We start from the raw sequence: 14,259 nt of genomic DNA, 5'->3' as shown, positions 1-14,259 counted from the left end.
CTTCTTATTTAAGCTTTTGTATGTTCTTTATGGTCACATTCGCAGTGAGATCCACATTTCCCGTATAGTACTGTTGATTTTTCATCTTCAAAATGTCCGATTGTTCCTTCACATACTTGGCATACGATTGTTCCCATTTTTCATTTCCCCCTGAGTTTTAATAATAATCTACTTATTTATAATTAAGCTTTCGCTTTGTCTTTATTAGCACAGTCACAATTTGTACCACATTTTCCGTAAAGCACAGTCGTTTTTTCATCTTCAAAATGACCGATTGTTCCTTCACATACTTGGCATACGATTGTTCCCATTTTTCATTTCCCCCTAAGTTTATGGTCCTAAAAACTTTTAGCTGTCCATTTCCTATCAATTATTGGGCTTTTGTATGCTCTGTGTGATCACATCCGCAAGATCCACATTTCCCGTAAAGTACCGTTACTTTCTCATCCTCGAAGTGTGCAATTGTACCTTCACAATCTTGACATACGATCGTTCCCATTTTTCATTTCCCCCTAAGTTTATAATCCCAAAAACTTTTGTAACCGCTTAACTTTCTGTCTTTATTTTAATATGTTATACTTTTTACGTCAATAGGTTTTTAGTATAACACATTAAATATTTTTAATTTAAATTAGTATGCGATATTAAAACAAAAAAACAGCCATATTTATACGTACGACTGTTTTACATTAATTATTCTTCATATTCCGCATGCAAAGAAGTAGATGGGACTAAAAATTTAAAGAATTGAGCTAACTCCGCCGCTTCCTCTTCTGATCCTAATTTAAAAACTTCCTGTATATGTTGCACATTCTCTACATCATCTCGTCCAAGTAAAGTAGATCTTCCTGTTTGCATGCAAACAATGAGTGGCTTTCCAAAAAACATATTTGTATAAATAACACCAAAATCATAACGAGTATCATGTGTCATAAACCCCAAAAATCGTACCTTCACACTTTCATGCTCATCATACAATTTTTCAAACATCGGTTTCCACCTTTCTACATCACCTTTCATTAGTATATTAAACAAAAAAAGGAATACTCCTTTTAATTGTCAAAAAATTCAGTAGGATGTAGAATGATAGTATTCTACTAAGTTAGGGGGAACTTATATGCAACATGCCTTTATTACGCTTGTACCTAAATCCAATCAACAATCTGTTTCAATAGATGATATAAAACAACTTTTTCTTTACTATCAAACAGTTACTTCCAAAACTGGTGTTCAAATTAATTACGCTTATACAAATACCGCTTTTCCTTATGAAATTTTAGAAACATCAGCAACAACATTAAAACTACAATCTACTCACGATCGATATGACTCCATTTATGTTGGTATCGGTATAGAAAAGGAACAATCTTTTATTCAGATTTCTTTACCACCTAATGCAACATTTGGTGATAAAGGAAAAGCAAATGAATTTTGCCGTTTTCTAGCGAAGAAATTAGAAGGAGAATTACAATTATTTAATGGAAGAACAATGTATTTCTATAAACGTTAATTTAAAAACAAAAATAAATGATTAGAAAGATCATACTATTTGTGCAAGTAAGAAGTATTGCTTTTCTCCTTGCACTTAGTATGACATACGCTATTACATACGCTAAGTACAAAAATATAAGAAAAAGAAAAATTTTATAATGTAATTTATCACGACTTGACAATAATAACACTGCTGAAAATCCACTCCATAAAACTAGATGAAAAAATGAAGCTAGCGTAATTTTCATAGCGTTACCCCCTTCTTCTTCCTATTATATGCTTTAGCTCTTCCCTCTTAACATTTTGAAAGTAAACTTTTCCAAATTCCACCTAATCTACTGTTAAATTTTTCCGTTTTTTTTAATTCCTCCACTATTCACATACGAATATCCCTCGTTTTTAACAATAAATCCTCTCATATCTCCTATAAGATAGATTATTCATTTATCGCATGGTATACTCCTTAAAGAGAAAAGATAGAAAGGAAATAATGATACATGGTATTTAGCAATTTGTTTTTCTTATGCCTTTTTTTACCTGCAATTCTTTTCGTTTACTACTCAGTACGGAAAGAATTACAAAACATAGTTCTACTATTGTTTAGTTTATTATTTTATGCTTGGGGAGAACCAATATATGTCTTCCTAATGCTTTTTTCTATTTTCATAAACTATTGGTTCGGAATTTGGCTTAATAAGGACCAACTGTCTAGTGCAAATAGAAAAGTCATTCTTACTATAGCAATCGTTGTCAATATTGCTATACTAGGATATTTTAAATATGCTAATTTCTTAGTAGATAATATAAATGGAATTTTCCATACAAACATTGTACTCGAAAAAATCCCCTTGCCCATTGGAATTTCATTTTTCACTTTCCATGCAATGAGTTATATTATCGATATTTATAAGAAGAAAGTAGAAGCTCAGCGAAATCTATTTGATCTCGCACTATACTTTACTATTTTCCCGCAATTAGTAGCAGGACCAATTGTTCGATATAATACAATCGCTCATCAATTACATGTTAGAACAGTTACTGCTGATAAGTTTTCAGAAGGAATTCGTCGTTTCATCATTGGATTGGGAAAAAAGGTTTTAATTGCGAATCAATTGGGAGCTATTGCTGATGAAATATTTGCAATGGACCCAGCAACAATGAGCGTATCTACCGCTTGGATTGGCGCAATCGCTTACACATTACAAATTTATTTCGACTTTTCAGGTTACAGTGATATGGCAATTGGATTAGGAAAAATGTTCGGATTTGATTTCTTAGAGAATTTCAATTATCCATATATTTCAAAATCCATCTCTGAATTTTGGCGTCGTTGGCACATTTCACTTGGTTCTTGGTTCCGTGATTATGTTTATATTCCACTAGGCGGGAATCGCGTATCTACTTGGAAAATCTATCGTAATCTCTTCATTGTATGGGCGTTAACCGGATTTTGGCATGGAGCTAGTTGGACATTTATGATTTGGGGTATTTATTACGGATGTTTAATTGCTTTAGAAAAGGCTGGTTTCGAAAAAATATTACAAAAATTATGGTGGCCGATTCAACACGTATACGTTATGTTTTTAGTGATTATTGGTTGGGTTTTCTTCCGCGCTGATAATTTTAGCTACTGCTCAAAATTTTTACAAGCAATGTTCGGATTAAATGGATCGTTAACTGACATTACGAGTTATTTCTATGTAATGAATTATTGGGGAATCTTTATACTTGCTATTATTACATCAGCTCCAATTTTCTCTTGGATTAAGAATCTATTAGCAAATAAAAAGGTAGTCATTTTATCTCCACTTTATTACTTGAGTGTTTTAATTATAACTATGATGTATTTAACAAATGCAACTTACAATCCATTTATTTACTTCCGCTTCTAAAGGAGGGCTAACTATGAAAAATTTCACTAATCGTATATTAATTACAGGATTTCTCGCTATTATTTTTGGAATGTGTATATGGACCGGAAAAATAATATATTGGGACAAAAAAAGTTTTTCTGATTTTGAAAATAGAGAATTAGCTTTGAATCCAGTCCTAACTATTGATACTATAAAATCCGGAAAATATTTCAAAGATACTGAATTACATTTTACAGATCACATTGCAGCACGAGACAGATTTATTGAAACATACACAAAGTTACAAATGAAATTCAATCGAACTTTCGTAAATAACAATTATGTTGCAGATGATGGTTTCATTTTATCTGCACCTACCAAAATAGATATGCGTAATCAAATTAAACAATCTGTTAATGAATTAGAAAACTTACAAACTCAATTTCCAAAAACAGAATTTTATTTCTTGTTAGCTCCAAGTAAACTAACGGCATTTTCGTATAAATACCCGCCATATGTAGATCGTGGGTACGATCAAAAGCATCGCGATTATTTTGTACAAGAGTTACAGAAAATAAATTTCCCTGTTATTGATGTTCTTCCTACTTTTCAAAAAGAATTTACTCATGAACAATTAGAAGATCTATACTTTAAAACAGATCACCATTGGAATATGAAAGGTGCATTTTATGCATACGAACAAACAATGAATCACATTACTAATGAATCTAAAATAGTTAAAGGTAATGCTGTTAATCGAGATGATTATAAAATAACTACAGAAAAACCGAATGGACAATTTATCGGTAGTTGGAATAAACAACTGTATAATTTAATAAAAACACCTGAAACAATCCCATATGTACAATTAAAGCAAAACCCAAATATGTGGGATAATTACACTGTGTATCTCGGTCCAAAATCAGAAGAATCGATGCAAATGCCAATGAAGGAATTCTTTGCAGTGGACAAAAAGAAGCTTTCACCAGACTATAGTTCTGTTTACCAAACAGACTATGCACAGATAAATATCTTAAATCCAGATGCAAAAAACAAGCTACATGCTGTCATCATTAAAGATTCTTATGCAGATGCGACTTATCCTTTATTTGCACAAGAGTTTGAACAAACAACATTTATTGATCCACGATTTGCGGCAAGTAAAAATGTAAAACAAGACCTCGAAAAACTAAATGCTGATATCGTGTTATTCCTTTATAATGACACTAGTACAAATAAAGAAATGTATCAATTTGAAAATAAAGAATAAAAACAAGAGGTGAATCGAAGAGATTCACCTCTTGTTTTTCTATGCATATAACATAAAAAAACGTCTTCTAAATTTAGAAGACGTTTTTTTATAATTATTTTACAATGTGAATTGGCATTCCAAGAGCAACTTCAGCTGCTTCCATTGTGATCTCACCTAATGTTGGGTGAGCGTGGATTGTTTGAGCGATATCTTCTGCTGTCATTCCTGCTTCGATAGCTAAACCAATCTCAGAGATAATATCAGAAGCGCCTGCACCTGCAACTTGAGCACCTACAAGAAGACCGTCTTCTTTACGTGTTACAAGTTGTAGGAAACCGTCAGTGCTGTTTAATGATAACGCACGACCGTTTGCAGCGAATGGGAACTTAGATACAGCTACTGTCATTCCTGCTTCTTCTGCTTGTTTCTTAGTGTAACCAACAGATGCTAATTCTGGATCAGTGAAGCATACTGCAGGAATTCCGATGTAATCGATTGCTGATGCATGGCCACTAATTGCTTCAACAGCTACTTTACCTTCGTAAGAAGCTTTGTGAGCTAATGGTGGTCCAGGAACGATATCACCGATTGCATAGATGTTTGATACGTTTGTACGACATTGCTCATCGATTTCGATGATGCCGCGGTCAGTCATTTTAACTCCAACTTGCTCAAGACCGATTTCTTGAGTGTTTGGACGACGACCTACAGTTACTAATACGTAATCTGCTTCTACAGTTTGGATTTCACCTTTAACTTCAAAGCTAACTTTTACGCCAGTTTCTGTTTCTTCAACGCCTTTAGCCATAGCCTTTGTATGGATATTTACGTTACCTTTCTTTTGAAGAGCACGTTTAACAACAGAGCTCATAGCTTTTTCGAAACCAGCTAAGATTTCGTCACCAGCTTCTACTACAGTAACTTCTGTACCGAAGTTAGCATATGCAGTTCCTAATTCCATACCGATGTAACCGCCGCCGATTACAACAAGTTTTTTAGGAATTTCAGGTAAGCTTAAAGCGCCTGTAGAGTTGATAACACGTTTAGAGTATTTGAATCCTGGAATTTCGATTGGTGTAGAACCAGTTGCAAGAACAGCATTTTTAAACGTATACGTTTGAGCTGCATCTTCAGTCATTACGCGTAATGTGTTAGCATCTACGAAGTACGCTTCACCGCGAATGATTTCAACTTTGTTACCTTTAAGAAGGCCTTCAACACCGCCAGTTAATTTCTTAACTACGCCGTTTTTCCATTCTTGAACTTTTGTAAAGTCAACTTTTACGTTCTCTGCAGTGATACCCATGTCATCAGAATGCATTGCATTCTCATAACGATGACCTGCATTGATTAACGCTTTTGAAGGAATACATCCAACGTTTAAGCATACGCCACCAAGGTTAGCTTTTTCGATAATTGCTACCTTTTGACCTAATTGTGCTGCACGAATTGCCGCAACGTATCCACCAGGACCTGCACCAACAACGACTGTATCTAATTCAATTGGGAAATCTCCTACTACCATTGTTATTACGCCTCCATTACTAATAATTGTGGGTCATTCAATAGACGTTTAATTTGGTTTAATGCTTTTTGAGCAGTTGCGCCGTCAATTAAACGATGGTCAAAGCTTAGAGATAATGCTAATACTGGAGCTGCAACGATTTCACCGTTTTTCACAACTGGCTTCTCAGCGATACGGCCGATACCAAGGATTGCTACTTCTGGGTGGTTGATAACTGGAGTGAACCATTGTCCACCTGCAGAACCAATGTTTGTGATTGTGCAAGAAGCACCTTTCATTTCAGCCGGAGCTAAACGACCATCACGTGCTTTACCAGCAAGATCATTGATCTCGTTAGAAATAGTGAAGATAGACTTGCGATCTGTATCTTTAACAACTGGTACTAATAGACCTTTGTCTGTATCAGCTGCGATACCGATGTTGAAGTAATGTTTATGAACTACTTCTTGAGAAGCATCATCTAAAGAAGTGTTTAACATTGGGTATTCACGTAATGCAGATGTTAAAGCTTTAACAACGTATGGAAGGTAAGTTAATTTAATACCTTTGTCAGCTGCAACAGCTTTGAACTTCTTACGGTGAGCAACAAGTTCTGTTACATCTACTTCATCCATTAATGTTACGTGAGGAGCTGTATGCTTAGAGTTAACCATTGCTTTAGCAATCGCTTTACGGATACCACTCATTTTCTCACGAGTTTCTGGATATTCACCAGCTGGGATTGGTTGTGCTTTTGGTGCTTCTTCTTTCGCTGCTGCTGGAGTAGCTTCTACTGCTGCTGGAGCCTCAGTTGCTGCTACTGCTTGTCCACCATTTGCAAATGCATCGATGTCAGCTTTTACGATACGACCGTTCTTACCAGAACCAGCTACTTTATGAATGTCTACGCCGTTTTCACGAGCATATTTACGAACAGATGGCATAGCGATTACGCGCTCATTTACTACTTCTGCAGTTGCTGCTGGAGTAGCTTCCGCTGCTGGAGCTTCTACTGCTGCTTCTTCAGCTTTTGGAGCTGCATCATGATCGTCACCTTTAAATTTAAGGTTTTCGTATCCAGGAGCATCAAATTTAATTAATGTATCTCCTACAATTGCAACTGTTCCTTCTTCTACAAGTACTTCAAGTACTTTACCTTTAACAGGAGAAGGGATTTCTACTACTGCTTTATCATTTTGTACTTCAAGAAGTACATCGTCTTCGTTTACTTCATCGCCTGGTTTAATAAACCATTTTACGATTTCACCTTCGTGGATACCTTCACCGATATCTGGTAGTTTAAATTCAAATGCCACGGAATTCAGCCCCCTGATTCATTTCATTATTATGGAATATGTACAAAAGAAACCAGCATGTGCTGATTTCTTTTGCACATGAAAAGCTAAAAATTAGAAGTTCATTACTTTGTTAACAGCTTCAACAATATCTTTATGGTTTGGTAACCATACGCTCTCAGCTTGAGAGAATGGGAATACTGTATCAGCAGCTGCAACACGTACAACTGGAGCTTCTAAGTTTAAGATTGCACGGTCGTTAATTTCCGCTACAACGTTAGCTGCAATACCAGCTTGTTTTTGTGCTTCTTGAACTACAACTACGCGGCCTGTTTTTTCAACAGAAGCGATGATTGTTTCGATATCTAATGGTTGAACTGTACGTAAGTCAACTACCTCTAAAGAGATACCTTCTTTTTCAAGTTCTTCAGCAGCTTTTAATGCAGCGTGAACCATAGCACCGTAAGCGATAACAGATACATCTGTACCTTCACGTTTGATATCAGCTTTGCCTAAATCAATTGTGTATTCGCCTTCTGGTACATCTTGACGGAATGAACGGTACAATTTCATATGCTCTAAGTAGATAACTGGATCGTTGTCACGAATCGCAGAGATTAAAAGACCTTTTGCATCGTATGGAGTAGATGGAATAACAACTTTTAGACCAGGTTGTTGAGCCACTAATCCTTCTAAGCTATCAGCATGTAGTTCAGGAGTATGAACACCGCCACCGAATGGAGAACGAACTGTTACTGGAGCAGTCCAACGTCCACCAGAACGGTAACGCATACGAGCTAATTGACCAGAAATTGAATCCATTACTTCATAAACGAAACCGAAGAATTGGATTTCTGGAACTGGACGGAAACCTTCTAATGCAAGTCCAACTGCAAGTCCACCAATACCAGACTCTGCAAGTGGAGTATCCATTACACGATCTTCACCGAATTCAGCTTGTAAACCTTCAGTAGCACGGAATACACCGCCGTTTACACCAACGTCTTCACCAAACACAAGTACGTTAGGGTCATTTTTCATTTCAACGCGTAAAGCATCAGTGATTGCTTGAATCATTGTCATTTGAGCCATGGCTTACTTCGACTCCTTTTCTTTGTAAATTTCATATTGTTCAGCTAAGTTGTAAGGCATTTTTTCGTACATGATTTCCATTAAATCAGTAACTTTTTGTTTTGGAGCTTGGTCAGCCTTAGCAATTGCTTGTTTGATATCTTCTTTTGCTTCTTCGATTACTTTCTCTTCAACTTCTTGAGACCATAGGCCTTTGTTTTCTAAGAATGCACGGAAGCGTACGATTGGATCTTTTTGTTCCCATTCGTTCTCGATATCTTTTGTACGGTAACGAGTTGGGTCATCACCAGCCATTGTATGTGGACCGTAACGGAATGTTAAAGTCTCGATTAAAGTAGGGCCTTCGCCGTTTACTGCACGCTCACGAGCGAAAGCAGTTGCTGCGTATACAGCTAATGGATCCATACCGTCTACTTGAATTCCGTAAATACCTGCTGCTACTGCTTTTTGTGCTACAGTTTTAGCTGCAGATTGCTTTTCTACTGGAGTAGAGATTGCATAACGGTTGTTTTGAACAACGAAGATTGCTGGAGCTTTGAAAGCACCTGCAAAGTTCATACCTTCGTAGAAGTCACCTTGTGAAGCACCACCGTCACCAGTGTAAGTAATTGCAACAGATTTTTTACCACGTAGTTTCATACCTAACGCAACACCAGCAGTTTGGATGATTTGCGCACCGATGATGATTTGTGGAGCAAGTGCATTTACGTTCTCAGGCATTTGGTTACCCATGAAATGTCCACGAGAGAATAAGAATGCTTGGTATAATGGTAAACCGTGCCATACTAATTGTGGCACATCACGATATCCTGGTAAGATGAAATCTTCTGCTTCAAGTGCGAAATGACTTGCTAATTGAGAAGCCTCTTGTCCAGCTGTTGGTGCGTAGAAACCTAAACGCCCTTGACGGTTTAAAGAAATAGAACGTTGATCTAGTACGCGAGTATACACCATACGGCGCATTAATTCTTTTAATTGATCATCAGATAATTCAGGCATAGCTGCTTCATTCACAACTTCGCCTTTTTCATTTAAAATTTGTAATGTCTCAAATTGAGCTGCGATAGCTTTCATTTGCTCATCAACATTAAATAGGGTCTTTTTTGTTTTAGTACCCATTCCGTTCACCTCTTCCTCTCTTGAACCATATTCTGAAACGCTTTCACTATCTATTAGCTAGACTGAAAACGCAACAATGTAAACCAACAAATTTATCTGTCGGTTGAGAATAATTTTGTGTACCTAACAATCTGTACTAATGTTTTTTCAGAAACATATTAATACAATCTTGATCACGTTTTTTAGTTTACAACTATTCTAATTACGATGTCAATTACTTTGGTTACGTTTTTTTATAAATAATCTGCAGGTTTCTTCTACACAAACGTGTTTTTATTTTTCACATCTGTATTAGTAAGCATTAACCTACTGTTATATTATTCCCTTTTCAACTTATTTTTTCTCTTAGAATAATATGTAAACGATTTAATTTTCTTTAGTTTTTCTCTCTTCTTAGCAAAAATATACAAACTCTTCTTCCTTTTATAGGTAATTACCCATACATTTCTACTCTTCCCTCCATACATTATAGTAACCGCAGTATTAGCGGGAAATGATAAAGGAGGTCATCTCATGTACGGATACTCATATTGCTATCCAACTTGTTCATATCCTTCCTACGGTTATGGCGGTTCTTGTGGCGGGTCTGGACGCGGCTTCGCCTTAATCGTTGTGTTGTTTATTCTTTTAATTATCGTTGGTGCTGCTTGCATTCGCTAATGTAAAATGAAACAACTATGGAAAGAAACAGACGGCTTTGCCGTCTTTTCTTTTAATTACATACATATTCTATAGCAAAACGCTTCCCCTACTTGTCGATGACTTTTTTCAGCTCCTTTGGTAGACTAAAGGGGAAAGGAGAGATTACATATGCTTACAATGAAAGATGTCATTCGCGAAGGAGATCCTATTTTGCGAAACGTTGCAGAAGAGGTATCAATGCCCGCGAACGAAGAAGATACAACTGCCCTTAAGGAAATGATTGAATTTGTAATCAATAGCCAAGATCCTGAAATGGCTGAAAAATATAGTTTACGCCCTGGAATCGGATTAGCTGCTCCGCAAATCGGTATTTCAAAGAAAATGATTGCGGTTCACGTAACAGATACGGACGGTACGTTATATAGTCATGCATTATTCAACCCAAAAATCATTAGTCATTCTGTTGAGCGCACATATTTACAAAGTGGTGAAGGCTGTCTATCAGTAGACCGCGAAGTACCTGGTTATGTCCCTCGTTACACAAGAATTACAGTGAAAGCAACATCTATTAACGGTGAAGAAGTAAAATTGCGTTTAAAAGGTTTACCAGCAATTGTATTTCAGCATGAAATTGACCATTTAAATGGTGTTATGTTCTATGACCACATTAATAAAGAGAATCCATTTGCTGCTCCTGACGATTCAAAACCTCTAGAGCGATAATAAAAAGGCGGGAGTTAATCTTCCGCCTTTTTATATGAAATGGTTTCCATATTCACTTATAGCAATCCAGCCCATTTTAAGCCATGATATATGCCATCTTCACTAACATCCTTTGTCACATGATTTGCAAGTTTTTTCAAGTCTTCATGACCATTCCCCATCACAATACCTGTCCCAACCGCCTCAATCATTTCTAAATCATTTAAGCCATCTCCAAATGCATACACTTGTTCACGGTTAAATCCTAATTTTTCAATGAATTTCTCAATCCCTTTCGCCTTTGAACCACCATTTGGAATAATATCCATTGAATATGCATGCCAACGAATGAAATGAAAGTCTGGATACTGATTAATAAACTTTTCTTCTTCATTCACTTCACAGAAAAGCAGAGTTTGATAAATATTACGCTTCTCATAAAAATCAGGTTCATATGCCGGATGTTCAAAGTTTAAACTCCCAAAACCTTCTTTCACATAATCATGATATTCTACTGATGCTCTCATTTCTTGATGATTCAGATATACAAGTGGATATCCTTCTTGTTTTGCAAACTGAGTAAACTTATGTAAGGCAGCTGGATGTAACGGGTTATTAAATATTACCTCATCTTCAAATACAACGTACTGTCCATTAAAACTAACATAATTATGTATATTGAGTTCCTCACGAATATCTTCAAACATAAATGGCGCACGTCCTGTCGCAATTGCTACATGCACACCTTTTTCTTGTAAATGTCTTACTGCATCTCGTGTAGATTGTGGAATCTTCTTATCGTGATCTAATAATGTTCCGTCAATATCAAAAAAGACAATTTTATCATTCATTTGTCAAAATCCTTTCCGTTACTCTATATTCCTATTTTGATTATCGCTTTTCAAATTCTAAAAAAAAGTATAACATATTAAACATCTGTGAAGAAAGCGTTCACTTTCTGACCTTATTTATGAAACCTGCATATATATATTAGTAAAAAATGTGGATACTTGTTCGTATGAATTTTCTTTTCTATTCTTTCTCATACTATACCTATAACTAACGGCTACTAATCGTTACTATAGAATAACTTTCCCTGTATGAGAAAGGACAAGATTCAACATTCACTTTTGTCTTCTTTCTTATATCAGAGACGGAGTTTTCACTAGTACTATGCATGTTTTAAATAAGGAAAGGAAGGAGTAATCATGCTGAAGAAGCTGAAGAAAAAGCTCAAGCGTTATTTAAAAGATTTAGTCCGTAAAAAGACAATCGCTTAAATTGTGCCCATTTCGGGCTTTTTCTTCATTCTCATTCGAAAAAACATGAAAATCGTGACTGTTTGCTTTATAATAAGTAACAGATAATGCAAAACATAGACAAGGAGAGGTTTTCCAAATGATTTTTAAAGTATTTTATCAAGACAAAATGACTGAGGTTCCAGTACGTGAAAATACAAAAGTTTTATATTTAGAGGCTACGTCTGAAAAGGATGTTCGTAAGAAATTAAATAAGTTCGCATATAATATCGAGTTCGTTCAGTCTGTTACTGGTGCTCATCTTGAATATGAAAAAGAAAACGCTGATTTAACATTAGCGGAAATCGTATAGTCATATGAAATTTCTAAAGAATGATCAGGCTGCCGTTTTTGCTTTAGGTGGACTTGGTGAAATCGGTAAAAATACATATGCTGTTCAATTTCAAGATGAAATTATTATTATTGATGCTGGAATTAAATTTCCAGAAGACGAACTCCTCGGAATCGATTATGTAATACCAGATTACACTTATTTTGTGCGAAACGAAGATAAAATTAAAGGATTATTCATTACACATGGTCACGAAGATCATATCGGTGGAATTCCTTACTTATTACGTCAAGTAAACATCCCGATTTATGGCGGGAAATTAGCAATTGCGCTAATCAAAAACAAATTAGAAGAGCACGGATTACTTCGTAAAGCAAAACTTTATGAAATTCAAGAAGATGATGTTATTAAATTTAAAAAGACATCTGTTTCCTTCTTCCGTACGACTCACAGTATCCCAGATTCATACGGAGTTGTTGTGAAAACACCTCAAGGACAAGTTGTTCATACTGGGGATTTCAAATTTGATTTCACACCAGTCGGTGAACCAGCTGACTTAACAAAAATGGCTGAAATCGGAAAAGACGGTGTACTTTGTCTCTTATCTGACAGTACAAACAGTGAAGTTCCAAACTTTACAATGTCTGAGCGCCGTGTTGGTGATAGTATTCAAGATATTTTCCGCAAAGTAGAAGGTCGTATTATCTTCGCTACCTTTGCATCAAATATCCATCGTCTACAACAAGTTGTTGAAGCGGCTGTTGAAAACAATCGTAAAGTTGCTGTGTTCGGTCGCAGTATGGAAGCAGCAATTGAAATCGGACAAAACCTCGGTTATATTCGCTGTCCGAAAGATACATTCATAGATACATCTCAACTAAACCGCCTACCGGCTAATAAAGTTGTTATTTTATGTACAGGTAGTCAAGGTGAACCAATGGCAGCACTTTCACGTATTGCTAATGGTACTCATCGTCAAATTCAAATCATTCCTGGCGACACAGTTGTCTTCTCTTCTTCACCAATCCCTGGTAATACAATTAGTGTAAGCCGTACAATTAACATGTTATATCGTGCTGGTGCTGATGTAATCCACGGAAAACTGTCAAACATTCATACGAGTGGACACGGTGGACAAGAAGAACAAAAACTAATGCTTCGTCTAATTAAACCGAAATATTTCATGCCAATTCATGGTGAATATCGCATGCAACGTATGCATATGAAGTTAGCAAATGATTGTGGTATTCCAGAAGAAAACTGTTTCATCATGGATAATGGAGATGTTCTCGCTCTTCGTTCAGATGAAGCAAGCGTAGCTGGTAAAATACCATCCGGATCTGTCTATATTGACGGAAATGGTATTGGAGATATCGGTAATATCGTATTACGCGATCGTCGTATTCTTTCTGAAGAAGGACTTGTTATTGTAGTTGTAAGCATTGATATGAAAGAGTTTAAAGTTGCAGCAGGACCTGATATTATCTCACGTGGTTTCGTGTATATGCGCGAAAGTAGTGATTTAATTAATGATGCTCAAACATTAATTACAACTCATTTAGAAAAAGTAATGGAGCGTAAAACAACACAATGGTCTGAAATTAAAAATGAAATTACAGACACATTAGCACCATTTCTATATGAAAAAACGAAACGTCGCCCAATGATTTTACCAATCATTATGGAAATATAAGAAAAAGGACAATACCTTCATGGTAT

17 protein-coding genes are annotated in these 14,259 nt (G+C 35.9%); 7 read left to right on the top strand and 10 right to left on the bottom strand.

The annotated features are described in order from the left end of the window. Positions 1–8: 8 nt before the first annotated feature. From AABL52_RS07675 to AABL52_RS07660, 4 genes are all read right to left on the bottom strand, one after another. A complete protein-coding gene (locus AABL52_RS07675) occupies positions 9–137 on the bottom strand; it encodes a GapA-binding peptide SR1P (protein ID WP_000536796.1) in 129 nt (42 codons plus the stop codon). Between the two features lie 45 nt (positions 138–182). Continuing rightward, positions 183–311, bottom strand: coding sequence for a GapA-binding peptide SR1P (locus tag AABL52_RS07670; RefSeq protein ID WP_000536800.1), 129 nt, complete (start codon positions 309–311; stop codon positions 183–185). A 59-nt stretch (positions 312–370) separates the two neighbouring features. After that, positions 371–499, bottom strand: coding sequence for a GapA-binding peptide SR1P (locus AABL52_RS07665; RefSeq protein ID WP_000536778.1), 129 nt, complete (start codon positions 497–499; stop codon positions 371–373). A 194-nt stretch (positions 500–693) separates the two neighbouring features. After that, the gene (locus AABL52_RS07660) at positions 694–990 is read right to left on the bottom strand and encodes a DUF3055 domain-containing protein (RefSeq protein WP_033656384.1); all 297 of its coding nucleotides are present in this window, start codon (positions 988–990) and stop codon (positions 694–696) included. Positions 991–1,117: 127 nt separating this feature from the next. Here AABL52_RS07660 and AABL52_RS07655 point away from each other — a divergent pair, with 127 nt between their 5' ends. Further along, positions 1,118–1,510 carry a DUF1885 family protein gene (locus AABL52_RS07655; RefSeq protein ID WP_001163312.1) on the top strand — a complete coding sequence of 131 codons (393 nt, stop codon included), beginning with the start codon at positions 1,118–1,120 and terminating at the stop codon, positions 1,508–1,510. A 1-nt stretch (position 1,511) separates the two neighbouring features. Here AABL52_RS07655 and AABL52_RS07650 read toward each other — a convergent pair whose 3' ends face one another. Beyond that, the gene (locus AABL52_RS07650) at positions 1,512–1,739 is read right to left on the bottom strand and encodes a hypothetical protein (protein WP_000705128.1); all 228 of its coding nucleotides are present in this window, start codon (positions 1,737–1,739) and stop codon (positions 1,512–1,514) included. Between the two features lie 249 nt (positions 1,740–1,988). Between AABL52_RS07650 and AABL52_RS07645 the strand changes: the two genes are divergently transcribed. Then, positions 1,989–3,383 carry an MBOAT family O-acyltransferase gene (locus tag AABL52_RS07645; protein WP_000232070.1) on the top strand — a complete coding sequence of 465 codons (1,395 nt, stop codon included), beginning with the start codon at positions 1,989–1,991 and terminating at the stop codon, positions 3,381–3,383. A gap of 13 nt (positions 3,384–3,396) precedes the next feature. Beyond that, positions 3,397–4,614 (top strand): DHHW family protein, encoded by a 1,218-nt coding sequence (locus AABL52_RS07640; protein WP_097844178.1) that lies wholly within the window; start codon positions 3,397–3,399, stop codon positions 4,612–4,614. A gap of 94 nt (positions 4,615–4,708) precedes the next feature. On the opposite strand, the gene lpdA is transcribed toward AABL52_RS07640, so the two are convergent. The 4 genes from lpdA to pdhA form a co-directional block, all read right to left on the bottom strand. Then, a complete protein-coding gene (gene lpdA / locus AABL52_RS07635; protein WP_000260106.1) occupies positions 4,709–6,121 on the bottom strand; it encodes a dihydrolipoyl dehydrogenase in 1,413 nt (470 codons plus the stop codon). 5 nt (positions 6,122–6,126) lie between these two features. Further along, positions 6,127–7,416 (bottom strand): pyruvate dehydrogenase complex dihydrolipoyllysine-residue acetyltransferase, encoded by a 1,290-nt coding sequence (gene pdhC / locus AABL52_RS07630; RefSeq protein WP_000863412.1) that lies wholly within the window; start codon positions 7,414–7,416, stop codon positions 6,127–6,129. A gap of 93 nt (positions 7,417–7,509) precedes the next feature. Next, entirely contained in the window at positions 7,510–8,487 is a 978-nt protein-coding gene (gene pdhB, locus AABL52_RS07625; protein WP_000068166.1) for a pyruvate dehydrogenase complex E1 component subunit beta, read from the bottom strand. A gap of 3 nt (positions 8,488–8,490) precedes the next feature. Then, on the bottom strand, positions 8,491–9,606 hold the full coding sequence (gene pdhA, locus AABL52_RS07620; RefSeq protein WP_000536893.1) for a pyruvate dehydrogenase E1 component subunit alpha: 1,116 nt from the start codon (positions 9,604–9,606) through the stop codon (positions 8,491–8,493). A gap of 513 nt (positions 9,607–10,119) precedes the next feature. Between pdhA and AABL52_RS07615 the strand changes: the two genes are divergently transcribed. Then, the gene (locus AABL52_RS07615) at positions 10,120–10,266 is read left to right on the top strand and encodes a YjcZ family sporulation protein (RefSeq protein ID WP_000274562.1); all 147 of its coding nucleotides are present in this window, start codon (positions 10,120–10,122) and stop codon (positions 10,264–10,266) included. Between the two features lie 150 nt (positions 10,267–10,416). After that, entirely contained in the window at positions 10,417–10,971 is a 555-nt protein-coding gene (gene def / locus AABL52_RS07610; RefSeq protein ID WP_341519131.1) for a peptide deformylase, read from the top strand. Positions 10,972–11,027: 56 nt separating this feature from the next. On the opposite strand, the gene AABL52_RS07605 is transcribed toward def, so the two are convergent. Further along, positions 11,028–11,801: a Cof-type HAD-IIB family hydrolase gene (locus AABL52_RS07605; protein ID WP_341519130.1), complete on the bottom strand. Its 774-nt coding sequence runs from the start codon at positions 11,799–11,801 to the stop codon at positions 11,028–11,030. Between the two features lie 547 nt (positions 11,802–12,348). On the opposite strand from AABL52_RS07605, the gene AABL52_RS07600 reads away from it, so the two are divergent. Together AABL52_RS07600 and rnjA are read left to right on the top strand one after the other, a co-directional pair. Continuing rightward, positions 12,349–12,561 (top strand): DNA-dependent RNA polymerase subunit epsilon, encoded by a 213-nt coding sequence (locus AABL52_RS07600; protein WP_000576434.1) that lies wholly within the window; start codon positions 12,349–12,351, stop codon positions 12,559–12,561. Positions 12,562–12,565: 4 nt separating this feature from the next. Next, on the top strand, positions 12,566–14,233 hold the full coding sequence (rnjA, locus tag AABL52_RS07595; protein ID WP_000670372.1) for a ribonuclease J1: 1,668 nt from the start codon (positions 12,566–12,568) through the stop codon (positions 14,231–14,233). Positions 14,234–14,259: the final 26 nt, after the last annotated feature.

Origin of the sequence: Bacillus paramobilis (assembly GCF_038096195.1) — a bacterium.
GTDB lineage: Bacteria > Bacillota > Bacilli > Bacillales > Bacillaceae_G > Bacillus_A > Bacillus_A mobilis.
This window is presented reverse-complemented; position numbering and strand designations above follow the sequence as displayed.